The sequence below is a fragment of the Mycobacterium appelbergii genome (assembly GCF_032883035.1).
Taxonomy (GTDB): domain Bacteria; phylum Actinomycetota; class Actinomycetes; order Mycobacteriales; family Mycobacteriaceae; genus Mycobacterium; species Mycobacterium appelbergii.
Genome location: NZ_JAMQTH010000022.1, coordinates 1 through 24027, shown reverse-complemented (window position 1 = coordinate 24027; position 24027 = coordinate 1). Strand labels below are relative to the sequence as shown.

The following is a 24027-nucleotide window of genomic DNA, read 5'->3' as shown; positions in this document are numbered from 1 at the left end:
ATCCTGTGAGGTAGCGGTGGAGGCGCTGTGAAAATCGGTTGATTCCCGACGGCCACCTCCCTACCGTGACTGCCATGTCAGCAACATACATCCGCTTGCGCATCACCTAGCGGCGGATCGGCTCCACCTCGACGCACATCCGCCGCAGCTGGTTCATCCCTGCGATCGCGGAGTATTCGTGTTTCCACCACAGCACGGCCGACATGAGCTCGGCCAGAATTTCCTGTGCGACCGTCGCGTGGTCGCCGACATCATCGAAATCGCGTCGCGCACAACCGGACCGATCTTGGAGGTTGGCGCTGGTGACGGCGCGCTGACGCTGCCTCTACAGGGGTTGGGGCGACCGTTGACCGTCATCGAGATAGACCGCCGCCGTGCGCAACGCCTCGCGCGCCGCACCGCCCCGGTAACCAACGTCGTCATCGCCGACTTCATGCGCTACCGGCTACCGCGCACACCGCACGTCGTGGTCGGTAATCTGCCGTTCCATCTCACGACGGCCATCCTGCGTCGACTACTACACGGCCCCGGCTGGACGGACGCGGTGTTGTTGGTGCAATGGGAGGTGGCGCGCCGTCGCGCAGCGGTGGGCGGGGCCACGATGATGACAGCCCAATGGTGGCCATGGTTCGAGTTCGGTTTGGCACGAAAGGTTTCCGCCGCGGCATTCCGGCCCCGGCCAAGCGTCGACGGTGGACTACTCACCATCACCCGGCGCGCCGAGCCGCTCATCGACTACGCGGACCGGACGCGATACCAGGCAATGGTCCATCGGGTCTTCACCGGACGGGGCCGCGGTATGGTGCAGATCCTGGACAAGCAGGTCACCCGGGGCTGGTTACGCCGCGACGGGATTCACCCGATGGCGCTCCCCAGGGACCTGACCGACGAACAGTGGGCGGCACTGTTCGCGGCGATTTGCTGAACGGCCGTGCTAGCTGGTACCCAACGGGTCGATGGTCCAGGCGATGTAGAGCACTGCCGCGCTGACCGTCGCGGTGGTGACGAAGTCCAGGCCCCGGGACCGCACCACCAGCAGGCCGGCCCGGTCGTCGGCCAACGCCAACCGCAGCGCCGCGGCGACCCCGACACCGATCCCGATGACGAGTGCGCCCCGGCGCCAGTATCCGGCCACCACGAGCGCGAACGCCGCGATGAAGATCAGCCCAACCGCCAGGATGGGCCATTGTCCTGCGAATACCTTGCGGGCGAACTCTTTTAGCGTCACGCCAGTGTCGACTCTTCGAGCTCGACGACGTTGGTGAGCAGGAACGCCCGGGTCAGTGGACCGACGCCGCCCGGGTTGGGTGAGACGTGCCCGGCCACATCCCACACCTCGGGCGCCACATCGCCGGTCAGCTTGCCCTCGACCCGGCTCACCCCCACGTCGACAACGGCGGCGCCGGGTTTGACCATGTCGGCGGTCACCATGTGCGGCACACCAACCGCGGCGATGATGATGTCGGCTTGGCGGGTCAGGGCGGGCAGGTCACGGGTCCCGGTGTGGCACAGGGTCACTGTCGCATTTTCCGAGCGGCGGGTCAGCAGCAGACCCATCGGGCGGCCGACGGTGACGCCACGCCCGATCACCACTACGTGCGCCCCGGCGATCGGTACCTCGAACCGGCGCAGCAGGTGCACGATCCCCCGCGGCGTGCAGGGAAGCGGGGCGGCCTTGCCGAGCACCAGCCGGCCCAGGTTGGTCGGATGCAGGCCGTCGGCGTCCTTGGCGGGGTCGATGCGTTCCAGTGCGGCGTTCTCATCCAAGTGCTTGGGCAGCGGCAGCTGCACGATATAGCCGGTGCAGTCCGGGTTGGCGTTGAGCTCGTCGATGGTCGCGTCGAGCTCGGCCTGGCTGATGTCGGCAGGCAGATCGCGACGGATCGAGTTGATGCCCACCTTCGCGCAGTCCGCGTGTTTACCGCGCACATATGCCTGGGATCCAGGGTCGTCACCGACGAGCACCGTGCCCAACCCGGGCGTGCGGCCTGCGGCTGTCAACGCTGCCACGCGTTCCTTCAAGTCGACGAAAATCTCATCGCGCGTGGCCTTACCGTCCAGAATGATCGCTCCCACGGCACACATCATTCCATCTACGTGGCAGGCTCTAGAGTCATGAACACCCAGCCCAGTGTGTTCACTGATGTATTCAGTGAGGCCAAGCTCGGCCCGGTGACCCTGCGGAACCGCATCATCAAGGCCGCGACTTTCGAGGCGTCCACACCGGACGCGCTGGTCACCGACGATTTGATCAACTATCACCGGCTGCCCGCGGCGGGCGGCGTCGGGATGACCACGGTCGCGTACTGCGCGGTGGCACCCGGCGGACGCACCGACGGCTGGCAGATCTGGATGCGTCCGGAGGCCGTACCCGGCCTGCTCCAGCTCACCGACGCGATCCACGCCGAAGGCGCGGCGATCAGCGCACAGATCGGGCATGCCGGACCTGTCGCCAACGCCAGGACCAACAAGGCCAAGGCACTGGCACCGGTTCGGTTCTTCAACCCGCTTTCGATGCGGTTCGCCAAGAAAGCCACCATCGATGACATCCGCGACGTTATGGCAGCACACGCCAACGCCGCGCGGTTGGCCATCGACGCCGGATTCGACGCCGTCGAGGTGCACCTCGGCCACAACTATCTGGCCAGCTCGTTCCTCAGCCCGCTGATCAACCGCCGCGCCGACGAGTTCGGCGGCTCCCTGGAGAACCGGGCGAAGGTGGCCCGCGGGGTGGTCCGGGCGGTGCGCCAGGCGGTCGACGAATACGGCGCAGGCCAGATCGCGGTCACCGCCAAGCTCAACATGTCCGACGGGGTGCGCGGCGGCATCTCCACCGAGGAGTCCCTGCAGACCGCCAAGTGGCTCGAGGAGGACGGCTGCCTGGACGCCATCGAGCTGACCGCGGGCAGCTCACTGGTCAACCCGATGTACCTGTTCCGCGGCGACGCCCCGGTCAAGGAGTTCGCCGGTGCGTTCAAACCGCCGATGAGCTGGGGCGTGCGGATGATGGGCAAGAACTTCCTGCGCGAGTACCCCTACCGCGAGGCATACCTGCTGCGCGACGCCAAACTGTTCCGCGCCGAGCTCAAGATGCCGCTGATCCTGCTCGGCGGCATCACCAACCGCGACACCATGGATCTGGCGATGGCCGAAGGCTTCGACTTCGTGGCGATGGGCCGAGCCCTGCTGGCCGAGCCGGACCTGATCAATCGCATCAAGGCCGACAGCGCCACACGTTCCTTGTGTACGCACTGCAACCGGTGCATGCCGACGATTTACAGCCACACCCACTGCGTGGTGACCGGGGCGCCTGACTCGCTTGTGAACTGAACGCCATGCCCGTCAGCGACACCATGGTGACCTACCGCTACGTGCGGGTCGGTCTGGTTGCGCTGGTGGTGTTCCTGCTGGTCTCGCTGGCCTTGACCTGGGGGCAGAGTTGCCTGCAGGGCTCGATCAGCGCGTTCTTCTACACCCGCACCCACGCGGTGTTCCTGGCCGCGCTGTGTGCGGTGGGCATCTGTCTGATCGCCTACAAGGGCAGTCGCCTCGGCGAAGACGCGCTGTTGAACTTCTCCGGGTTCATGGCGTTCGTCGTCGCGCTGATCCCCACGGGCAATGACGGCCTGTGCCAGCCCTGGCTGCCCACCGTGTCCGATCCGTTCGGCGGCGTGGCCAACAACATCACCGCACTGTTCGTCGCAGCCGCCGGTGGTGCGGGCCTCTACCTCGCCCTGGACCGGTGGCGTCCCGCCCAGTCGGCGCCCACCGCCTCAGCCCCGGCCTGCGCCGAGGCCGCCACGCCGTGGAAGCGCATCGCCACGGCCCTGCTGCGCACCGAGAAATGGCTACCCACGGCGCTTTTCGTGATCGCGATCATCGGTGCCCCACTGCTGCTGTGGGACTGGTTCATGGCCCGCGCGCATGTCTTCGCTGCGGTGGCGATGTTCCTGGGCATCACCCTGGTCGCGGTCTACCACGCCTGCTACGCCCGGGCCGCAGTGCGCCAGCAGCGCGCCCGGTTCTACGCGACCATCGCCGCACTCATGCTGACGACGGTGGTGCTGGCCGTCGTGTTCCTGTGCGCGCACATGCGCTACGGCGTGATCACCGTCGAGGTCGCCCTCATCGTGCAGTTCGGCGTGTTCTGGGGCGTGCAGACCTGGGACGTCTGGGACGCCGCAGACAGGTATCCCTCCGAAGCCGTTCCCGCCCTTGCCGACTCGACCTGACTACCCGGCGGTGTACCCGTCGATCTGCAGGGTCCGGTCGTCGCGACGCAGTACCAGAACGGCACCGGGAACAGGGACCAAACCCACCACCGCGGCAGCCGGTACCGCCGCGGTCTGGGCGCACGTCGCACTGTCGAATGTGCGTAGCGAGCCCGCGGCACCGAGACGGTCGCGGTCGGCCACGACGAAGCTGCCCTCGAACGGGACGTAGGCCAGGCCATTGCCCTGGCCGGGCACCTGTGTCTGGACCCCCAGAACATCCCCGGTGACCGTGCAGCGTTCCTTACCGTCGGGCCCGAACAGCACGAGCTGCCGGGCATCGTCCCAGCCCGAGAATGCGAAGTCGTCGCCCGGACCGATCGAGGGCTGAGCGTCACCCCGCGGCGGAAGCGCCGTCACCGACTTGTCGACGACATTGACGTAGCTGACCCCGTGCGGGGATTGATCCCCGCCGAACTGCATGAAGACTCCCCTCGCGTTGGCCGGGGTGGCAACCGCGTCGAGTCCGGGCCCGCCATGACTGACCACGGTGTCCCACCGGGTTTCGCCGTTGGCCGGGTCGTGTGCGGTGACCCGGATGTCGACGCCGCCGTCGGATTCGCACCGGAAGACGGTGACCAGCCAGGACCGCGTGTCGACAGCGCGCGGCGGGATGTCGCACTGCACGTAGGGGGCGGGCACCGTCCACATCGGGGTACCGCTACGGGTGTCGTAACGCACCCACGACTGGGCGTCGCGGTACACCAGGTACGGCACGACGAGGTTGTAGCCAGGTTCCTGGGAAAGTGCGTACACCATGCGACTGTCGGCGCTCGACCACAGTTGTTCGCCGGTCGTGGCGTCGACACCGATCAGCGCGTCGTTCACCGAAAGCACGACCGTCGCACCGTGGTCGAATACCCGCATCGCGTTGACCGCGACCTCGCCGGGCCCGGTGCGGGCATAGTGCCAACGCTCCTTGCCGTCGACGCCGTACGCCGTCACCCGGTTGTCTTTGAACACAACGAAACCGGGTCCTGCCGCGACGACGGCCACCTGCGGTCGCGGCGGGTCCCCGGCAATACCGTCGGGCACCGACACGGTGAAGGCGCGCTGCCCGACGGCGGTGGGCGTGGGCGGAGCCTCGGTCGCGGCGGCGGTCGTCGCATCCACGTACCGGCCGTCGTCCCCGGCCCGCAGCGCTCCCACGGTCACCACGGTGGCGGCCACGACGGCGATCGCCGCACCCACCCCGACGAGTCGCATGCCGCCACGCGTCAACTGCGGAAAGGCCGCTGCGCCAAGCAAGGTCGCGGCCGCACCGGCAAAGCTCAAACCCCACGCCGCGACACCGGCAGGCACCGAGGCGGTGACCGGGAAGCTCTGCATCATCAGGCGGTAGAACGCCGGGATGCCCTGACTGAAATAGGCGAAGAACAGCAATGCCGTCAACGCGGCCACCCCGGCGGGCAGGCCGGGTTGGAGCCGCCCGGTGCGGCCGCGCCAGTAGCTGAACGCCATCGCGGCGATCAGCAAAACCGCGACGACGCCGACGGCGATGGCCATCCCGTCCGGCAACCGATCGCCCCAGCGGTGCAAACGGTCCAGGTACCACGCCCCATCGGCAACCGGGCGCGCCGCGACCAGGCGGGCCCACAGTCCCAGCGCGGCCGCCCACACCAGCAACACCACCGCGACCCCGGACAGCACCAAGGCCACCGGCCGCCACACGGCACGCATCCGTTCGGCAACCTCTTCGATCGGAGATTCATTCGTGTCCGGGCCCATGCGGGTCATCGTCACACGACGCGCCACCTGCGCAGCACGGCAACCCTGCCGACAACTACCGATAGAGTTGACGGCGATGAGCCGACCAGCCCCGCCCGCGCTGACCGTTCGCTATGACGGGTCAACCCGTACCTTCGCACCGGGCAACGATGTTGTCATCGGTCGCGATCTGCGCGCTGATGTGCGGATCGCCCACCCGTTGATCTCGCGTGCGCACCTGGTGCTGCGCTTCGACCAGGGCCGATGGATGGCCATCGACAACGGCAGCCTCAACGGCATGTTCGTCAACGGGCGCAGAGTTCCCACGGTCGACGTCCGGGACGGTCAGGTCGTCAACATCGGCAACCCGGACGGCCCGCAGGTGACCTTCGAAGTCGGCCACCACGACGGCAATGTGGGTCGCACACCGACGACGGCGGTGCCCATCGGCGGCCGGCCCAGTGCCTCGTGGCCCACCCAGGCACCGACCGGCGGCGGTTGGCAGCAGCCGTACACCCAGCCACCCGGCGCGCAGCGAACGGGCTATTCGTCGGGCCCGCAGCCCCGCTATCCGTCCGGACCCCAACCCGGCTACCCGTCGGGCCCCAATACCGGCTATCCGAGCGGCCCCTATCCCAGCGGGCCGCAGTCGGGTTACCCGAGCGGGCCGCAGTCATATCAATCGCAGCCGGTCCGGACACCGGCCCCGCCGCCGCCTGCGCAGGCTCCAACCGCGATGAGCCCCGCGGCCGCGCCGCCGCGGGCCAGCGAGCCGGTCGGCAACCTCGCGACCAGCATGCTCAAGATCCTGCGTCCCGGCCGCACGCCGGAGGCGCCTGCCGGGGCGGTGAAGATCGGTCGGGCCACCGACAACGACATCGTGATCCCCGATGTGCTGGCGTCACGGCACCACGCCACGTTGATGCCGATGCCCGGCGGTACCGCGATCCGCGACGAGCGCAGCATCAACGGCACGTTCGTCAACGGTGCCAAGATCGACTCCGCGGTGCTGCACGACGGTGACGTGGTCACCATCGGCAACGTCGACCTGGTGTTCGCCGGTGGCACGCTGGTGCGCCGCACCGAGACCGAGGCCGACACCCGAACCGGTGGCCTGGAGGTCAGCAGTTTGACCTGGACCATCGAGGGCAACAAGACGCTGCTGGACAACATCTCGCTGGAGGCGCGGCCGGGCACCCTGACGGCCGTGATCGGTCCGTCGGGCGCCGGTAAGTCCACCTTCGCCCGCCAGGTCGCCGGCCTGACCCACCCGACCAGCGGCACGATCACCTTCGAAGGTCACGACGTCCACCACGAGTACGCCTCGCTGCGCTCCCGTATCGGCATGGTGCCGCAGGACGATGTGGTGCATGGTCAGCTCACCGTCCGGCAGGCGCTCATGTACGCCGCCGAACTGCGGCTGCCACCCGACACCAACAAGGCCGACCGCGAACAGGTCGTCATGCAGGTGCTCGAGGAACTCGAGATGACCAAGCATCTGGACACCCGCGTCGACAAGCTGTCGGGCGGCCAGCGCAAACGCGCCTCAGTGGCCCTGGAATTGCTGACCGGTCCCTCACTGCTGATCCTCGACGAGCCGACCTCGGGTCTGGACCCGGCGCTGGACCGCCAGGTCATGACGATGCTGCGCCAACTCGCCGACGCCGGCCGCGTGGTGCTGGTGGTGACGCACTCGCTGACCTACCTCGATGTGTGCGATCAGGTGCTGCTGCTGGCGCCGGGCGGCAAGACGTCGTTCTGCGGACCGCCCGACGACATCGGCCGGGAGCTGGGCACCACCAACTGGGCCGACATCTTCAGCTCCGTCGCCAGTGACCCGGACGGCGCCAAACAGCGCTACCTCGCGCTGCACGGTCCGCCGCCGCCGAAACCGCCCGCGGAGAAACCCGCAGACATCGGCGAGCCGACCCACACCAGCCTGCTGCGCCAGTTCTCCACGATCGCCCGGCGCCAGATGCGGCTGATTGTCTCCGACCGCGGGTATTTCATCTTCCTGGCGCTGTTGCCGTTCATCATGGGCGCGCTGTCGCTGTCGGTGCCCGGCGACACCGGCCTCGGACAACCGAATCCCGCCGGCGAGGCGCCCAACCAGCCCGGGCAGGTGCTGGTGCTGCTCAACGTCGGTGCCATTTTCATGGGCACCGCGCTGACGGTCCGCGACCTGATCGGCGAACGCCCGATCTTCCTGCGCGAGCAGGCCGTTGGCTTGTCCACGACCGCGTACCTGCTGGCCAAGATCTGTGTGTACAGCATCTTCGCGGTGATCCAGGCCGGCATCGTCACCGGCATCACGATCATCGGAGTCGGCGCACCCACCCATGGTGCCAACGTGCTCGGCAGCGCATCGTTTGAGCTGTTCGTCGGCATGGCCGCCTGTACCGTCTGCTCCGCAGCGGTCGGCCTGGCACTGTCCGCCCTGGCCAAGACCGGCGAGCAGATCATGCCGCTGTTGGTGGTCGCGGTCATGAGCCAGCTGGTGTTCTCCGGCGGCCTGATCCCGGTGACGGGTCGAGCCGGGCTGGATCAGCTGTCCTGGATCACCCCGGCGCGGTGGGGATTTGCGGCCACATCGTCGACCGTGGGCCTGACCGACATGGTGAAACCGCCGATCATGCCCGACGATGCGCTCTGGAAGCACACTTCCGGTGCGTGGCTGTTCAATATGGCCATGCTGGCCGGGCTGTCGATCTTTTATATCGGCTTCGTGCGCTGGAAGATCCGGCTCAAGGGCCGCTGAGTTTTCCGCGAGCAGACACGCCGGTACCCGAAAATGCCTGCGCAGCGGTACCGGACTGCCTGCTCGGCAGGAAAGTCAGCCCCCGACCACCAGGCCGTGGGCGGCGGAATAGGCCAGGGCCTGCTCGATGTCGATCTTCGCGCCGCGAACCTTCGCGGTGGTCCAGAAGGTGGCGTCGACGCGGGCGCCGCGCAGATCAGCCTCCTCCAGCCGGGCATCCTGCACCCGTGCACCGGTCAGATCGGCACGCTGTAACACCGCTTTGCGCAGATCCGTACCGACCAGGCTGGCTTCCCGCAGCCGGCAGTCGGACAGGTCGACCGAACGCAGATCGCACCCGCCGAGCACGGCCAGCGTCAGGTCGGACTCCACCAGCTTGATGGGCCGCAGCCGGCATTCGGTGAACACCGAACCCAGCAGGCTGCAGTTGGTGAACGTGCTGTGCCACAGCGTGGTCCGACGGAATTTACAGTTGCGGAACGCCGATCCGGCGTGCTCGGACTCCGACAGGTCGACGCCGCTGAAATCGCACTCGGTGAAGACCACCCGCTCGGTGCGGAGCCGGCTCAGATCCTCTTCGCGAAAGTCATGGCCATTGAATTCGCGGTCCACCCAGACCGTCTCGCCGCTGTCCACGCCTCAGCCGGGCAGGGCCGTGAGGCTGTTCAGCGAATACTCGGTGATCGCGATCAGTGCGGATTTCGCCGAGTTCCTGTCCCGCGCGTCGACGGTGATCACCGGAATGTGGTCGGCCAAGGCCAGCGCTTTGCGCACCGCGACAGCGGGATGTTTTGGGGCGCCGTCGAACTCGTTGACCGCAACCAGGAAGGGAAGTTTGCGGGCCTCGAAGAAGTCCACTGCGGCGAAGCTGTCCTGCAACCGGCGCACATCCACCAGCACGATCGCGCCGATGGCGCCGCGCACCAGGTCGTCCCACATGAACCAGAACCGACGCTGGCCGGGTGTGCCGAACAGATACAGCACCAGATCCTCGTCGAGAGTGATCCGGCCGAAGTCCATCGCGACGGTGGTGGTGCGCTTGTCCGGGGTTCCGTCGAGTGCGTCGACGCCTTCGGACACGTTGGTGACCAACGCTTCTGTGCGCAACGGCATGATCTCCGACACCGAACCCACAAACGTCGTCTTGCCGGCGCCGAATCCACCGGAGATGACGATCTTCGTCGAGGCAGCCGCCCGCCGCCGTGGCCGGCCATCGGCAGGGGCCGAGCGCCTTTCAAAGTGCTCGTAGGCCACGCAGGGTCCTTCCTATCAGTTCGCGGCGTTCATCGAAGGTCGCCGAATCGTCGAGGGTGGTGTGCACCCGTAGATAACCCTGCGTCACCAAGTCCCCGATCAGCACGCGCGCCACGCCGAGCGGTAGCGATAAATGTGCGGCGATTTCGGCCACAGATGGGCTGTCCGCGCACAACTCTACGATCTGGCCGCGCACATCGCGCCCAGGCCAGTGTGGTTCACGCGGCGTGTCGAGAGTTTCCACCGGCGCCTCCAGTGGCAAGTGGATCCCGGTGTCGGTACGGCCGGCCGTCAGCGTGTACGGCCGCACCAAGCTCGGTCGATCGACGGGTTCGGGTTCGTCCACTGACCCCTCACGAAGGTTGTGGTGCACGACGCGACGACTGCACCACGGCGCCGACACGTTCCACCAGAATCGCCATCTCGTAACCGACCTGCCCGATATCGCACGAGGGGCTGGTCAGCGTCGCGAGGTTCGAGCCGTCACCGACCCGCATCAACAGCAGGTAGCCGTTCTCCATCTCGACCACGGATTGCATCACATAGCCGCCGTCGAACAGCTGCGCGGCGCCGGTAGCGAGGCTGGCGAGCCCTGAGGTCACCGCCGCGAGCTGGTCGGCGCGTTCGATCGGCATGTTCTCGCTGGCCGCCATCAGCAGACCGTCCGCCGACACCAGCACCGCGTGGGACACGCCGGACACTTCGCGGGCGAACTTGGACACCAACCAGTCCAGGGAATCGCGCTGCGTCGGTCGGGTCATTCGCTATCGGTTCCTCTGGTCTCTCGGGCGTGCGAGCGGCCTGCATGCACTCCGCCGAAGTGGTTGCTGATGCTCGCACGGACAGCCTCGGGATCGCGCGGCTGGAACACCGCAAATATGTCGCTGTCAGGTTCGTCTGTCGATGCTACCGTCTCGGATCTGTCGTCGTTCCGGTGCGCTCCACCGTTGCGGTGACGCCCGTTCACACCGTCAGGGACACCCGTGACCGCAGCGACGCCACCCGGCACCAACCGGGCCCCCGGCGTACGCATCGGCAGGCCTTCCTCGGTGCGTTGCTCGACGGGCGCGTCTTGCGCGGCCGCGGCCACCGACCAGCCCTTCTCCCACACCGTTTTCCAGTCCAGGTCCTCGCTGCGCGCGTGAGTGGTCGGGTCGATCGAGAATTCCGAGATCATCGACTGGTAGATCGCGTCGCCGTCCGATGCGGTCGCCGACTCTGCCGGGGCCACGTTGACGGGCTGCTGCTCGACGGGCTGCAGCTCCCCCGCGGCGGGTTCGGGTTCGTCGGCGGGCAGGTGCACCCCGTTGATTCCGTTGGTCCCGTTGACGCCGGCCTGGGCCCGCGACGCGAAGAACGATGACGTGTTGGTCGGAGCCTGACTGGGCCGATCCTGCTCGGCGGCGTCGGCCGGCCACTGCTGGGGCCACTCGGCTGCCGGCTCGACAGGCGTCGGCTCCTCGCCGGCCGGCCCGTCGGGCCGCAGTGTTCCCGGTAGTTCGGAGATACCGCTCGCGCCCGGATTGCGCTGGGGCAACAGGCCGACGGGTACGTCCGCGTGGCCGTTGAACTGATACTCGGTCCCGACGCCGTCGGCCGATGCCTGTTGAGCCTCCAGCGGCGACGCGCCCAGGACGGCGGCCGACGCGTCGTCGGGCGTGCCGTAGGGCAGATCAGCACTTGGGACGGCACCGTCGCGCGCCAGCAGTTCGGCCGGGATGTACACCCCCGCGGTCGTGCCCGAGCCCTCATCGTCGGCGGTGTCGCGCAGCCGGACCACGAGGCCGTGTTGGGTGGCCAGGCGCCCCACCACGAACAGACCCATGTGCCGCGCGGTGTACGGATTCACCTCACCGCCGGACTGCAGTCGGATGTTGGCGACGCGCAGGTCGGATTCGGTCATACCCAGACCGACGTCGCTGACCTCGATCACCAGCCCACCGTTTCCTGCGTCCACCGCAGACACCCGCACCTGGGAGACGGGCGGCGAATACCGCAGCGCATTGTCGAGCAACTCCGCCAGCAGGTGGATGAGATCGCCCGCCGCGGAGCCGACGATCTCGGTGTCGACGACAGTCGCGGTGACGATGCGGGTGTAGTCCTCGACCTCGGATGCCGCGGCGTTGATGATCGTGGCCACGGCCACCGGCTCGCGGTGTTCGCGGGTGACCTTCGACCCCGACAGCACCAACAGGTTGGCGCCGTTTCTGCGCATCCGGGCGGCCAGATGGTCCAGGCGGAACAGGCTGTCCAACCGCTCCGGATCGTCCTCGTTGCGTTCCAGCCGGTCGATGAGGGACAGCTGCTGGTCGACCAGCGAGCGGCTGCGCCGCGACAGCGTCTCGAACATGTCGGACACCTGCAACTGCAGCTGGGCCTGCTCGCCGGCCAGGAAGACGGCCTGCTGGTGCAATTCGTCGACCGCGTGCGCCACCTGTCCGACTTCCTCGGTGGTGGTCACCGGCAGCGGGGTGACCATGCCGGGTTCCCCGCCGCCGCGCACTCGCTCGATCTCGCGGGCCAGATCCTCGTGCGCCACCTTGAGGGCGCCGTCACGCAGCGTGCGCAACGGCAGCACCAACGAACGGGCCACCAGCAACACGATGACCAACGCAGTGATGATCGCGATCGCTACCAGCACCGCATCCCGGATGGCGTCGCCACGGGCATCGGCAGCCGCCTGCTCCACGGCAGCAGGGATGGCCGATGTGGTGTCCGCGATGATCTGATCGGCGATCTTTCCTGTGGCCTGCATGGATGCCAGCAAATCCGGGTTACCGACGAGCGGGACCGTCGGGTTGGACATCATGGCCATGCGTTTGACCATCTCGGCGCGCAGCGTCGCAGCCTCGTCGGAGGCACCGCCGAGAACCTTCGCCATGGCCGTGATGGTCGACGGCTCGGTGCCCGCCAGCGTGATCATCGAGGTACGCAGTTCCGGTTCGGGCAGGTCACCGCCCCGGTTGACCATCAGGCCCTGCATCATCATCTGTCCGCGTGCGCCGATGGCCCTCGCCAGCGCCTCGGCCTGCAGCTGAACGGCATGGTCGTCGGTCTGCACCGATCCGGTGACAGCGGTCTCGGCGGTCAGCAGCAGCTGTGCGTATTCCAGGACGCCGCCGCGCAGGTCGACCGCATTGGCCTTCACTTTGTCGACCAGTCCCTGCCCCTTGTCGAGCAGGCTGGTCACGGCCTGACCGGCATCGTCGACGACGTCGGTGGAATCCTTCCGTTGCTGCAGTTCCGATTTGCGCGTGTCGAATTCCGTTATCGCGGACCGGACGTCGCCGCCTCCGGTGGCGGCCATCATCACCTTGTCGAGGGCGCCCATGTAGTCGTTGATCGCGGGGATCAATTCGGCGCGGTCGGCAGCCAACCGGAGTTCGGCGGCCTCGGTGGCGCTGGCGTAGATACGTAGTCCGCCGAACGTGGCGGCCAGTATCAACGGCACCAGAACGATCGCGAGCACTTTCCACCGGACCGGCCAATTCGCGGGCGAGAAGCTGGACGGCCGTTTGGGCGGCGGCGTGTCCTGGGCCGGCGCGAATTCGACCAGGGCGCCGTCGGCCTGTTTCAACTGCGTGAAGGCGGTCATCGGCGCCCGGCCGTGCTACGGGCCGCGTGTCCGCAATTCAGTCCTGAGGCGTGATTCATAAGGCTTCCTGCTGATTTCGCCCATGCTCGGGCGGGCGTCATACGCCTGGCAATTGCACGAGTATGACAGCCGCGCGCGGTCGTTTCCACAATTCTTACTGAACAGACAGAGTTCGTGACCGAGCCGTTGCCCAGTTGTGTGGTAATCGAGCAAACAATCGACCGATCGCTGATTGTGCTGCGCATTTGGGCCGGGTGAACTCGCCGGCGACGGTCGTACGATCATCGTCGAATGTTTCGGCTGATGTTCTACTCACCGCGGATTGCCCCCAACACCGGGAATGCGATCCGCATGGTTGCTGCGACCGGTGCTGAATTGCATCTGGTGGAGCCGCTGGGCTTCGATCTGTCCGAACCGAAGCTGCGCCGCGCCGGCCTGGATTACCACGATCTTGCGTCGGTGACCGTGCATACCGATCTGACGGGTGCGTGGGCGGCTGTCATGCCTGCGCGCGTCTACGCCTTCACTGCGCATGCATCCACGTCGTTTGCCGATGTCGCCTACCAACCCGGTGATGTGCTGATGTTCGGCCCGGAACCCACCGGGTTGGACGCCGAGACACTGGCCGATCCGCACATCACCATGCAGGTGCGGATCCCGATGCTCGACGGCAGGCGGTCACTGAATCTGTCGAACGCGGCGGCCGTCGCCGCCTACGAAGCGTGGCGCCAACACGGGTTCTCCGGGGCGGTGTAGCCGCTGTAGCTCAGTCCCGGAGGCCCCGGCGGCCGACCGGATTCTCAGAGTCGCTTCAAGACCGGCTTAACTTCTGTCCCTGCTTCACCAGGTGTCCCAGTGGGTGAATTGTTCGGCGGGCAGTCGCCTGGCCTTCTTGAAGTCGGTGCCCACGGTGTAGGCAATCGGGAACAACCCGGCCTGCGCGTATTGGTCGAAGGGGATGCCCAGCACCTCGGCGGCCTGCTTCTCGCCGTCGCCGAGCAGATGCAGCGTCGTCCACGCCGACCCCAGGCCGCGGGACCGCAGCGCCAGCATGAAACTCCACACCGCGGGCAGCAGCGACCCCCAGAACGACGCACTCATCCCCGCGGGCGCCCCGTCGGGACGGCCCTCCAGGCACGGCACCAACAACACCGGGGCCTTCTCGAAGTTCTCGTTGAGGTACTTGGCCGAGTTCGTCACGCCATCGATCTGCTCGTCACGGAGGTCGCCGCGCTCGGGCTTGGGCAGATCGAGATACGGGTTGGCGTTGGTCCGGTAGATGTCGGCCAGCGCCTTCTTCTTTGCGGGGTCCTCGACGAAAACCCATTGCCAGCCTTGGGCATTCGAACCGGTGGGGGCTTGTAGCGCCAGGTCGAGGCATTCCATGAGCACCTCGCGCGGCACGGGCTTTTCGAAGTCGAGCCGTTTGCGCACAGACCGGGTGGTGGTCAGAAGTTCATCGACGGACAGGTTCAGGTTCGAATCGGCGGTCATCTCGCGAGACTACATTCGCGTCATGACTGCAGAGCTGACAACCGAAGTCACCCAACGCTTGAGCGCTGACCACTATGGCTGGCTGACCACCGTCACGAAATCAGGACAGCCGGTGCCCAGGCTCGTGTGGTTCTACTTCGACGGCACCGACGTCGTCGTTTACACGATGCCCGAGGCGGCGAAGGTGCGTCACGTGACGGCGCATCCGCAAGTGAGTCTCAACCTGGATTCCGACGGCAACGGCGGCGGGGTCATCGTGATCGGCGGGCACGCCCGCGTGGAGGCCGAAGGGGCCGATCCCCGCACGGACCCGGCGTACTGGGGCAAGTATGCCGCCGACGCCGAACAGTTCGGCCTCACCGAAGCGATGGCGGCCTACAACACCCGGCTGCGCATCAGCCTCGAGAAGGTCTGGACCACCCCGACCGAGGGCTGAGCCGCACCGAATTACGGTGTGCTGCGGCGTTGCTCAGTTGGCGTTCTCGGCGAGGACCATGTCGTCCCAGCCGTTGACCTGCGCCTCCAGCGACTGCTCGTAGCCGGGCTGAGCTGCGGGCTGCACCTCATGATCGGCGTCGGGCAGACCACCGAGGGCAGCGATCGCTTCCGTGATCTTCTTGGCTTCGTCATCAGTGGGCGTGGCGCCGGCCTCAAGCTCGTCGAGCAGTCCTGCGCGCAATCCGGCTCCGTTGGCCACTTCCTGGGCGGACAGCTTGGCATGGATGCGCGTGACGTACAGCTGCTGTCCCAGACTCGACCCCGGTGCCGACGCCGCATGCGCCATGAGGGAGTCGTAGCGACGACGAACGCCGCTGAGCGCCACGATCACATCGGGTGACGGCCGTGAGCTGCCTGCGGCCTCGGTCAGTGCGGCGCGCAGCTTGCGCATGCCCGACAGCACGACGTCGGCGCGTTTGTGGAATTTCTTGTCCTCTTGGAACGGCAACGCATCGATGGCGGCGGAGTACATGTGCATCGCAGCCTCGGAGAGACTGACGATGATCGACGAATCGCCATCCAATGACGCGTTCTGTCCCATGGGCCCTCAATTCTCCCGCGATGAAATGCAATGGCCGTGAGCAGCCGACGACACGGAACGACTTCGATTCGCGCCGCTCGAACTGAGCACTCGAGGAGAGTAACGGTTTGGGCGCGCCCCGTCACTGCCTAGGGGTTATTGAAGAATTCGGCGAATTGGAGTATGCGGGGCGGTGTTTGCGTCAACGGGGTCCGGTGGAAATGGCACCCGCCGGTGGTGTACCAAATTCGTGTACACCTAGTCTGAACGCGCAGCCGGCTCGGGTCACGGGAGGTCAGGATGACCGGACTAACTCAATCGACCAGAGCCATCGAATCGTCAGCACGCAGCGAGGTGAGTGAACCCACGGAACCGATACCACTGGTAGCGCCGGAACCGCAGGAGTCGCGCAGCAACCCGATCGAAGGCAGGAACGGGATCGGGTGGCTGGTCTGCGCCGGTGTGGCAGGCGTGGCCATCGCCTGGTTCATCCTGTTCAGTCCGGGCGAACTCGGAAGCAAGTCGGAGTGGTTCTTCGGTGCCGTCGTCTTCGCCGTCGTCATGGTGACGATGTGGCAGACCCTCAACATCCAACGTCAGGCCAGGCAGGATGTCGCCGACGCGGCCGAGCGGTTGCAACGGGAACTGGCGGCCGCGGACGAGCGTGCGGCACTTGAACTTGCGCTCACGCAGAAGTGGCACCGCGCCGAGATGGAATCCCGGCAGCGTCTGCATCGCGCCGAACTGGAGGCACAACGGCAACTGGCCCGCGTGGAGCGCGCCCACCTTCACGAACACATGCAGAAGCAGGCGATGATCGAGGTGTCCCGCGCCGTGGGAGCGCAGACCCGGATGCTGGCGACGTTGTGGAGCGAAGGCGCAAGGGTTCTCGGCAACGACGACCGCGACGTGCGCGAACAAGCCATGAACGCGATCTTCGAACAGATCAGCCAGGTCGTCAACGACGTCGGGGTGGAACTCGACAATGCCCACCTGCTCAGTGAGGACGACCGGCTGCACCAGGCGCTGGATCAGATCAATGAGGCTGTGCTGATGGGGATCCGGGTCGCCGAGGACGTACACGCCGAGGTGGTCGAGGGACGCACACCGCAACCCAACCCCATCCCTGCCGTGCAACGGCTCATGCACGAACGAGCCTCGGAAGCCCGCAGGCTGGCCTGGGCGCTACTGCGCACCGGGCTGTCGAACAACAACGGTTGATCAACGGGAGCACCGAATCACCGTCATCCGCAATGATTTCAGCGCGACGGGGCCGCCCGGTGGTACAACTCGGAGAGCAGTCCGACGACATCGGTGGTGGCCGGGTGCACATCGTCACGCCACCAGACGAGCCGGACCGGCACCGGGGGCGCGTCCTGTAGGCGACGGAAGACCACGCCCTGTCTGCGGTACTGCGTCAGAGTGCTCTGCGCCGTGACCCCGACGCACCGACCCGCCGCGACCACCGCCAGCCAGTCGTCCACGTCGTGGATCTCCTCGACCTCCGGCCTGCTGCCGAGTGGCCACAGCTCGGGTGTGGTCGTGCCGGTGCGAGGATCGACTGCGACGACACGGTCGACGAGATCGGCCAGCCGCAACTGGCGGCGCCGCCCGAGCGGATCATCCGCGGCCACCGCGGCGTAGCGGGACTCCAGCCCCACAATCACGTCGTCGAAACGCGCGTCGCCGATGCCGGGAGTGTCCCGGGAGGTCCGCACGACGGCGACATCGCAGGCGCCTTCGGCCAGGCCGCCCGTCGGTGAGTTGGTACGAACCAGATGCAGGTCGATGTCTGGGTGTCCCGCGGCCCATCTGCGTTGGAACTCCACGGTGTGTGCTCCCATCGCCGCCCAGGCGTGGCCGATGCGCAGCCTGCCGATTCCACCCCGGGCGTCGCGCACGAGATCGTCAGCTTCGGCGAGTAGGCGGCGGGCCCTGGCGAGGACCCGCTCCCCTGCTGCGGTCGGCACGACCTCGCGACTGGTGCGTCGCAGTAAGCGCACCCCGAGTTCCCGCTCGAGCGCCGCCAACCCGCGCGATACCGCGGGCTGGGACACCCCGAGCGCCGCGGCGGCACCGGTGAAGCCGCCGTGATCGCTGATCGCCACAAGACAGCGCAGGTGCCGCAACTCGAGATCCATGCGTCAAGCGTATCGATCGGACATAAAATGCATTTTGCGAATCCACAACGTGCCTGCACGCTGGCCAGGTGGACAACGACATCCAGGACCGATCCGCGATCACCGCCGCGCCCGCGGATCATCGCGGAGATCGTGCCGCCGGCGTGGCACTCATGGTGGGCAGCGCCCTGTCGAACCAGTCGGGTGCGGCCGTCGGTGCGCTTGCGTTTCCGGTGATCGGACCTGTCGGTGTGGTCGCGATCCGTCAATGGGTGGCCGGCGTGATCCTGCTGACTGTCGGCCGGCCACGGCTGCGCACTTTCACGCGGCGGCAATGGGTTCCGGTGATCGGGTTGGCCGGGGTGTTCGCAGCCATCAACCTCGCGCTGTACACGGCGATCGACCGCATCGGCCTCGGCCTGGCGGTGACGCTGGAGTTCCTCGGCCCACTGACCATCGCGCTCACCGGCGCCCTCCTCGCCACGCCGACGGGCACGCGCCGCCGCCTCACCCTCACCTGCGCGATCCTTGCGGCGGTCGGCGTCCTCGTGCTCACCCGCCCGCAGCCGTCCACCGATTACGTCGGTGTCGGCCTCGGCCTGCTCGCCGCGACCTGCTGGGCCGGCTACATCCTGCTCAACAGCATCGTGGGAAAACGATTCGCCGGGATCGAGGGATCCGCCACGGCAGGCGCGATATCGGCGGTGGTCTACATACCGATCGGGGTTGTCGCCCTGATCGCCCACCCACCAACCCTTTTCGCGCTGGGCTGCGGCCTCGCCGCGGGGGTGCTGGCGTCTGTGATCCCCTTCATCGCCGATGTACTCGCGCTGCGCCGGGTGCCCACGCATTTCTTCGGGATCTTCATGAGCGTCAATCCCATGTTCGCCGCCGCCATCGGCGCCGTCGTGCTCAGCGAAGCACTGGCCGCTCTCGACTGGATCGCCATCGCCCTGATCGTCATCGCCAACGTCGGCGTTGTCCTCGCCACCGGATCGACGTCCCGCCCCGACCTGCCTACGGTGTCCGCGCGAACGGGCCGCCGGCGCCGAACGCCGCCGCGGTGAATCGTTCAGCGATCAGGCGGTGGGTGGCGGCGTCCGGGTGCAGGCGGTCGGGCAGGGGCAGTTCGGCGGCGTCCGCCTCGCCGTAAAGCTCCCGGCCGTCGAGCAGAAACAGGTTGGGGTCGTAGGTCGCCCGTTGCTCGATGATGCGGGTGAGCTCGGACCGGATCACCTGAAGCGTCAGCTTGCCCGCGCGGACGTCGGTGGGATCTCCGGTGGCACGGAACCGCATGGTCCCGTCGGTGAGGTCCAGGGCGCCCGGGCCCGGGGTGTCCTCGTGGATCGGGCACAGGATCGGCGAGACGACCAGCAGTGGTGTTGCCGGGTGCCCGTCGCGGATCGTGTCCAGGAAGCCGTGCACGGCCGGGGTGAACGCGCGCAGCCGCATGACGTCGCCGTTGACGAGGTTGATCCCGATCTTCACGCTGATCAGGTCGGCCGGAAGGTCGCGCATCGTGCGGGCGACGAACGGGTCGAGCATGGCGCTTCCGCTGAAGCCGAGATTGATCAGGTCGACGCCCCCGTGTGCGGCGGCCAGGGCCGCCCAGGTGGTCCCGGGACTCGCAGCGTTGGAGCCTTGACTGATCGAGCTGCCGTGGTGCAGCCACAGCGGCCGCGACGCGGCGCCGGCCGGCTCGACACCGGCGTCGGTCCGCAGGGACAACAACTCGACCCGCTCGTAGTGGGGCAGCCAGATCTCGACGTCTTTCTCCCCGGCGGGCAGTTCAGCGAAACGGACGGTCGCCGGCGGCCCGGGCTGAATCTCGGCTTCTCCCGTCGCACTGTCGACGATCACGGTGGTACCGCCGGTGGACACCGCCTGGCCGGTGGCCCGGCCGTCGATGAACAGGTCATAGCGCCCGTCCGGGCGTGGCGGGACCCCGCGGAAGGCCATGGTCGTGCGATGGGCGTCCAATTCGATGACGGTGGCCCGGGTTCGGAACGCCAGCCGCACCCCCGAGGGCTGACCCGCTGCCATCAGCAACTGTTGGTCGGCCTGTGCGCGAGCACGCGCGGGCAGCCGGTAGGGCATGAGCCCGTGCTCGGTGTGCTCCACATCGAGTGCACCGAGCAACAGCGCGGCGGTCAGCGGGGTGGTGATGAGATCTGCCATGGGCGCAATGGTGCCAGTAGCGCGCTGCGCGTCGTTACCGGAAGTCGCGGGACCGGGATGTCACCCGCAGGTTGATGGGCCTCATCCGGTCGGCGATGACGGTCACCGCGCCGGTGGCGTTCTGCACGATGCCCCGGATGATCAGTGCTGACGCGCTCTGCGCCAACTTGCGGTGACGCGACCACACCCCCGGGGCGCACAGCACGTTGACCATGCCGGTTTCATCTTCGAGGTTGATGAAGGTGACACCCTGCGCGGTCGCAGGCCGCTGCCGGTGAGTCACCGCGCCGGCCACCAGGATTCGGGTGCCATCGGGAATCTCGAGCAACTTTTCCGCAGGCACCACGCCCAGCGCGGCGAGATCCTCACGCAGGAACTGGGTGGGATAGCTGTCCGGTGAAACACCGGTGGCCCACACGTCGGCGGCGGCCAACTCCAGCTCACTCATTCCCGGCAACGACGGGATATGGGATGACGACCCGACCCCCGGTAACCGGTCGGGCCGTTGGGTGGCTGCCGCACCGGCCGCCCACAACGCCTCACGGCGGGTGATGTCGAAGCAACCCAGCGCCCCCGCGGTGGCCAGTGCCTCGGTCTGCGGGACGCTTAATTGCACCCGTCCGGTGAGATCCAGCAGGGTTGCGAACGGCCCGTTGGCATCTCGCTCGTCGACGACGCGCTGCGCCAGGTCGTCCCCGATGTGGCGGACCGCGCCGAGACCCAACCGCACCTCCAGACCTTGGTTCTCGCAGGTGGCGTAGGCCAGGCTGGCGTTGACGTCCGGGCCGTGCACCGTGACCCCGTGCCGCCGCGCATCGGCGACCAGCGACTGCGGCGAGTAGAAACCCATCGGCTGGGCCCGCAGAAGCGCCGCGCAGAACACCGCCGGGTGGTGCAGCTTGAACCACGACGAGTAGAACACCAGCGACGCAAAACTCAGCGAATGGCTTTCCGGGAAACCGAAATTGGCGAAGGCCTCCAGCTTCTCGTAGATCCGCTCGGCCACCTCGCCGGTGATGCCGTGTTTGTCCCGCATACCGTCGTAGAACCTGCCGCGCAGCCGTCGCATCTTCTCGGTGGAACGCTTGGAGCCCATCGCCCGCCTCAATTGGTCGGCCTCGGCCGCGGTGAAACCCGCACAGTCGACCGCGAGTTGCATGAGTTGCTCCTGGAACAACGGTATTCCCAACGTCTTCTTCAGCGCCGGTTCCATCGACGGATGGTCGTAGGTGACCGGCTCTAATTCGTTGCGCCGCTTGATGTACGGGTGCACCGAACCACCCTGGATGGGGCCGGGACGGATCAACGCCACCTCGACCACGAGGTCGTAGAATTCGCGAGGTTTCAGCCGTGGCAGGGTGGCCATCTGCGCGCGGGATTCCACCTGGAACACCCCGACCGAGTCGGCTTTCTGCAGCATCTCGTAGACGGCGGGCTCGGACAGGTCCAGCTTGGCCAGGTCGACGGTGATGCCCTTGTGTTCGGCGAGCAGGTCGATGGCGTAGTGCAGCGCGGAGAGCATTCCGAGGCCGAGCAGATCGAACTTCACCAAACCGATCGCCGCACAGTCATCTTTATCCCACTGCAGCACGCTTCGGTTCTCCATGCGCGCCCACTCCACCGGGCACACGTCGGCGATGGGCCGGTCGCAGATCACCATGCCCCCGGAGTGGATTCCCATGTGGCGAGGCAGATTGGTGATCTGGGTGGCCAGCTCGATCACCGACTCCGGGATGTCTTGAACGTCCGGGGAGTCGGCAAGGCCGTTCCACCGGCTGATCTGTTTGCTCCAGGCGTCCTGCTGCCCCTGGGAGAATCCCAGGGCACGCGCCATATCGCGCACCGCGCTGCGGCCACGATAGGTGATGACGTTGGCGACCTGGGCCGCATAGTCGCGGCCGTACCGCTCGTAGACGTACTGAATGACGTTCTCGCGCAGGTCCGATTCGATGTCGATGTCGATGTCCGGCGGGCCGTCGCGGACCGGGGACAGGAACCGCTCGAACAGCAGCTCGTTGCTGATCGGGTCGACGTTGGTGATCCCCAGTGCATAACAGACCGCCGAGTTGGCCGCCGATCCCCTGCCCTGGCACAGGATGTGGTTGTCGCGGCAGAACCGGGTGATGTCGTGCACCACCAGGAAGTAGCCCGGAAATGTCAGCTGTTCGATGATTCTCAGCTCATGCTCGAGCTGCGCGTAGGCCTTGGCTGCGGTTGCCGGCGGGCCGTATCGCTCAGCCGCCCCCGCCATGACGAGATGGCGCAGCCAACTGTCCTCGGTGTGCCCCGGCGGCACGTCGAACGGTGGCAGTTGTGGCGCAATGAGTGCCAGTCCGAATGCACACTGTTCACCGATATCGGCTGCCGCCGTGACGATCTCAGGACCGAACAGCCGGGCCATCTCCTCCCCCGAGCGCAGATGCGCACCGCCGCGCGGGGCCAGCCAGCCGGCCGCACTGTCCATCGAATTACGGGCCCGGATGGCCGCCATCGCCATGGCCAGCCTGCCACGGGACGGTGCGGCGAAGTGGGCAGCGGTGGTGGCCACGACGCTGACCCCGAAGCGCGGCGCGAGTGCGGCCAGTGCGGCGTTCTGCTCGTCGTCACACGGATGGCCGTGGTGGGTGAGCTCGATGCTGACCCGGTCGGCACCGAACCGATCCACCAGGCTGGCCAGCGCGGTGGCGGCCGCCTCCGGGCCACCTCGCGACAACGCCTGGCGGACATGGCCTTTGCGGCATCCGGTGAGGACGTGCCAATGCCCACCGGCGGCTTCGCTGAGCGCGTCGAAATCGTATCGGGGTTTGCCCTTCTCCCCACCGGCGAGGTGCGCCTTGGCCAGCTCCCTGGAGAGCCGTCGATACCCTTCGGGTCCACGGGCCAGCACCAGCAGGTGGGGGCCCGGCGGATCGGGATCCTCGGTGCGCGGGATGTTGCCCAGCGACAGTTCTGCACCGAACACCGTGGCTACGTCGAGCTCCCTGGCGGCCTCGGCGAAACGCACCACCCCGTAGAGCCCGTCATGATCGGTCAGTGCGATAGCCCGCAGGCCCAGCCGGGCCGCCTCCTCGACAAGCTCCTCCGGCGTGCTGGCCCCGTCGAGGAAGCTGTAGGCCGAATGTGCGTGCAGTTCGGCGTACCGGACCGATGCGGACGTTGACGGCTGTGGCGCCGGCGGCTGGTAGGCACCGCGCTTACGCGACCAGGCCGGGCCGTCCCCACCGTCGCCATGCGGCTCAGCCAGCCCTCCGGAACGGCGCGCTCTGCCATTGAGCACCCGCTCCATTTCGGTCCAGCTCGGTGGTCCATTGTGCCAACCCACCTTACCAGTCTATCGAACAATTGTTCGATAGCGATAGCGGCGTGTCGCGGTCAGTCCTGTTATGTATCTAGACATCGGTGACAGTTCTGTATCAGGACATCGGTGACAGTTCCCGAGGCGGAACTGTCACCACCACGGTCCCGACGTTAAGACATCACATCTAGGTGTGAATCGCACTTGTCGGTGGTCGAATATATGTTCGATGAATGGAGGGTGATGCGGTCACAGCGATTGCCGGGTTGCGGGCGGCGTTCGACGCGTTCGCCGCCTGCGAGGTCGAATCACTGACCCGTACTGAGCTGCTCGCCGT

Annotated in this window: 21 protein-coding genes; 8 read left to right on the top strand and 13 right to left on the bottom strand. The window is 67.1% G+C overall.

Going from position 1 to position 24027, the window contains the following annotated elements; all coding sequences use genetic code 11:
- Nucleotides 1-178: 178 nt before the first annotated feature.
- Nucleotides 179-925, top strand: a complete 747-nt coding sequence (erm, locus tag M1247_RS34440; protein WP_317160941.1) for a 23S ribosomal RNA methyltransferase Erm — start codon at nt 179-181, stop codon at nt 923-925.
- Nucleotides 926-934: 9 nt separating this feature from the next.
- Here the strand turns inward: erm and M1247_RS34435 are convergent, their stop codons facing one another.
- On the bottom strand, nt 935-1228 hold the full coding sequence (locus M1247_RS34435) for a DUF3017 domain-containing protein (protein WP_317160940.1): 294 nt from the start codon (nt 1226-1228) through the stop codon (nt 935-937).
- Nucleotides 1225-2076 carry a bifunctional methylenetetrahydrofolate dehydrogenase/methenyltetrahydrofolate cyclohydrolase gene (locus M1247_RS34430; protein WP_317160939.1) on the bottom strand — a complete coding sequence of 284 codons (852 nt, stop codon included), beginning with the start codon at nt 2074-2076 and terminating at the stop codon, nt 1225-1227. The genes M1247_RS34435 and M1247_RS34430 overlap by 4 nt, the downstream gene beginning before the upstream one ends.
- A 39-nt stretch (nt 2077-2115) precedes the next feature.
- On the opposite strand from M1247_RS34430, the gene M1247_RS34425 reads away from it, so the two are divergent.
- Both M1247_RS34425 and M1247_RS34420 read left to right on the top strand, forming a co-directional pair.
- Nucleotides 2116-3330, top strand: coding sequence for an NADH:flavin oxidoreductase (locus M1247_RS34425; protein WP_317160938.1), 1215 nt, complete (start codon nt 2116-2118; stop codon nt 3328-3330).
- A 5-nt stretch (nt 3331-3335) separates the two neighbouring features.
- On the top strand, nt 3336-4232 hold the full coding sequence (locus M1247_RS34420) for a diphosphate--fructose-6-phosphate 1-phosphotransferase (RefSeq protein WP_317160937.1): 897 nt from the start codon (nt 3336-3338) through the stop codon (nt 4230-4232).
- Here the strand turns inward: M1247_RS34420 and M1247_RS34415 are convergent, their stop codons facing one another.
- Nucleotides 4233-6008 (bottom strand): BamB-related PQQ repeat family beta-propellar protein, encoded by a 1776-nt coding sequence (locus tag M1247_RS34415; protein WP_317161018.1) that lies wholly within the window; start codon nt 6006-6008, stop codon nt 4233-4235.
- Nucleotides 6009-6075: 67 nt separating this feature from the next.
- Here M1247_RS34415 and M1247_RS34410 point away from each other — a divergent pair, with 67 nt between their 5' ends.
- Nucleotides 6076-8736 carry an FHA domain-containing protein gene (locus tag M1247_RS34410; RefSeq protein WP_317160936.1) on the top strand — a complete coding sequence of 887 codons (2661 nt, stop codon included), beginning with the start codon at nt 6076-6078 and terminating at the stop codon, nt 8734-8736.
- A gap of 75 nt (nt 8737-8811) precedes the next feature.
- On the opposite strand, the gene M1247_RS34405 is transcribed toward M1247_RS34410, so the two are convergent.
- From M1247_RS34405 to M1247_RS34385, 5 genes are read right to left on the bottom strand one after another with little or no spacing between them, the layout of a single operon-like run.
- Nucleotides 8812-9372 carry a pentapeptide repeat-containing protein gene (locus M1247_RS34405; protein ID WP_317160935.1) on the bottom strand — a complete coding sequence of 187 codons (561 nt, stop codon included), beginning with the start codon at nt 9370-9372 and terminating at the stop codon, nt 8812-8814.
- 3 nt (nt 9373-9375) lie between these two features.
- Nucleotides 9376-9990, bottom strand: a complete 615-nt coding sequence (locus M1247_RS34400; RefSeq protein ID WP_458695277.1) for a GTP-binding protein — start codon at nt 9988-9990, stop codon at nt 9376-9378.
- Nucleotides 9971-10336, bottom strand: coding sequence for a DUF742 domain-containing protein (locus M1247_RS34395; RefSeq protein WP_317160934.1), 366 nt, complete (start codon nt 10334-10336; stop codon nt 9971-9973). Before M1247_RS34395 ends, M1247_RS34400 begins: the two co-directional genes overlap by 20 nt.
- A 7-nt stretch (nt 10337-10343) precedes the next feature.
- The gene (locus M1247_RS34390; RefSeq protein ID WP_317160933.1) at nt 10344-10751 is read right to left on the bottom strand and encodes a roadblock/LC7 domain-containing protein; all 408 of its coding nucleotides are present in this window, start codon (nt 10749-10751) and stop codon (nt 10344-10346) included.
- The gene (locus M1247_RS34385) at nt 10748-13585 is read right to left on the bottom strand and encodes an ATP-binding protein (RefSeq protein ID WP_317160932.1); all 2838 of its coding nucleotides are present in this window, start codon (nt 13583-13585) and stop codon (nt 10748-10750) included. Before M1247_RS34385 ends, M1247_RS34390 begins: the two co-directional genes overlap by 4 nt.
- Nucleotides 13586-13876: 291 nt before the next feature.
- Here M1247_RS34385 and M1247_RS34380 point away from each other — a divergent pair, with 291 nt between their 5' ends.
- Nucleotides 13877-14341 (top strand): tRNA (cytidine(34)-2'-O)-methyltransferase, encoded by a 465-nt coding sequence (locus M1247_RS34380; RefSeq protein WP_317160931.1) that lies wholly within the window; start codon nt 13877-13879, stop codon nt 14339-14341.
- 84 nt (nt 14342-14425) lie between these two features.
- On the opposite strand, the gene M1247_RS34375 is transcribed toward M1247_RS34380, so the two are convergent.
- Nucleotides 14426-15079: a nitroreductase family protein gene (locus M1247_RS34375; protein WP_317160930.1), complete on the bottom strand. Its 654-nt coding sequence runs from the start codon at nt 15077-15079 to the stop codon at nt 14426-14428.
- Nucleotides 15080-15101: 22 nt separating this feature from the next.
- On the opposite strand from M1247_RS34375, the gene M1247_RS34370 reads away from it, so the two are divergent.
- Nucleotides 15102-15515, top strand: coding sequence for a TIGR03667 family PPOX class F420-dependent oxidoreductase (locus M1247_RS34370; RefSeq protein ID WP_317160929.1), 414 nt, complete (start codon nt 15102-15104; stop codon nt 15513-15515).
- A 33-nt stretch (nt 15516-15548) separates the two neighbouring features.
- Here M1247_RS34370 and M1247_RS34365 read toward each other — a convergent pair whose 3' ends face one another.
- On the bottom strand, nt 15549-16118 hold the full coding sequence (locus tag M1247_RS34365) for an XRE family transcriptional regulator (protein WP_317160928.1): 570 nt from the start codon (nt 16116-16118) through the stop codon (nt 15549-15551).
- A 333-nt stretch (nt 16119-16451) separates the two neighbouring features.
- Between M1247_RS34365 and M1247_RS34360 the strand changes: the two genes are divergently transcribed.
- Nucleotides 16452-17318: a hypothetical protein gene (locus M1247_RS34360; RefSeq protein ID WP_317160927.1), complete on the top strand. Its 867-nt coding sequence runs from the start codon at nt 16452-16454 to the stop codon at nt 17316-17318.
- A gap of 38 nt (nt 17319-17356) precedes the next feature.
- Here M1247_RS34360 and M1247_RS34355 read toward each other — a convergent pair whose 3' ends face one another.
- Nucleotides 17357-18238 (bottom strand): LysR family transcriptional regulator, encoded by an 882-nt coding sequence (locus tag M1247_RS34355; protein ID WP_317160926.1) that lies wholly within the window; start codon nt 18236-18238, stop codon nt 17357-17359.
- A gap of 68 nt (nt 18239-18306) precedes the next feature.
- Here M1247_RS34355 and M1247_RS34350 point away from each other — a divergent pair, with 68 nt between their 5' ends.
- The gene (locus M1247_RS34350; protein WP_317160925.1) at nt 18307-19284 is read left to right on the top strand and encodes an EamA family transporter; all 978 of its coding nucleotides are present in this window, start codon (nt 18307-18309) and stop codon (nt 19282-19284) included.
- Here M1247_RS34350 and M1247_RS34345 read toward each other — a convergent pair.
- Together M1247_RS34345 and M1247_RS34340 are read right to left on the bottom strand one after the other, a co-directional pair.
- On the bottom strand, nt 19235-20395 hold the full coding sequence (locus M1247_RS34345; RefSeq protein WP_317160924.1) for an SGNH/GDSL hydrolase family protein: 1161 nt from the start codon (nt 20393-20395) through the stop codon (nt 19235-19237). The genes M1247_RS34350 and M1247_RS34345 overlap by 50 nt on opposite strands.
- A gap of 34 nt (nt 20396-20429) precedes the next feature.
- On the bottom strand, nt 20430-23717 hold the full coding sequence (locus M1247_RS34340) for an error-prone DNA polymerase (RefSeq protein ID WP_317160923.1): 3288 nt from the start codon (nt 23715-23717) through the stop codon (nt 20430-20432).
- Nucleotides 23718-24027: the final 310 nt, after the last annotated feature.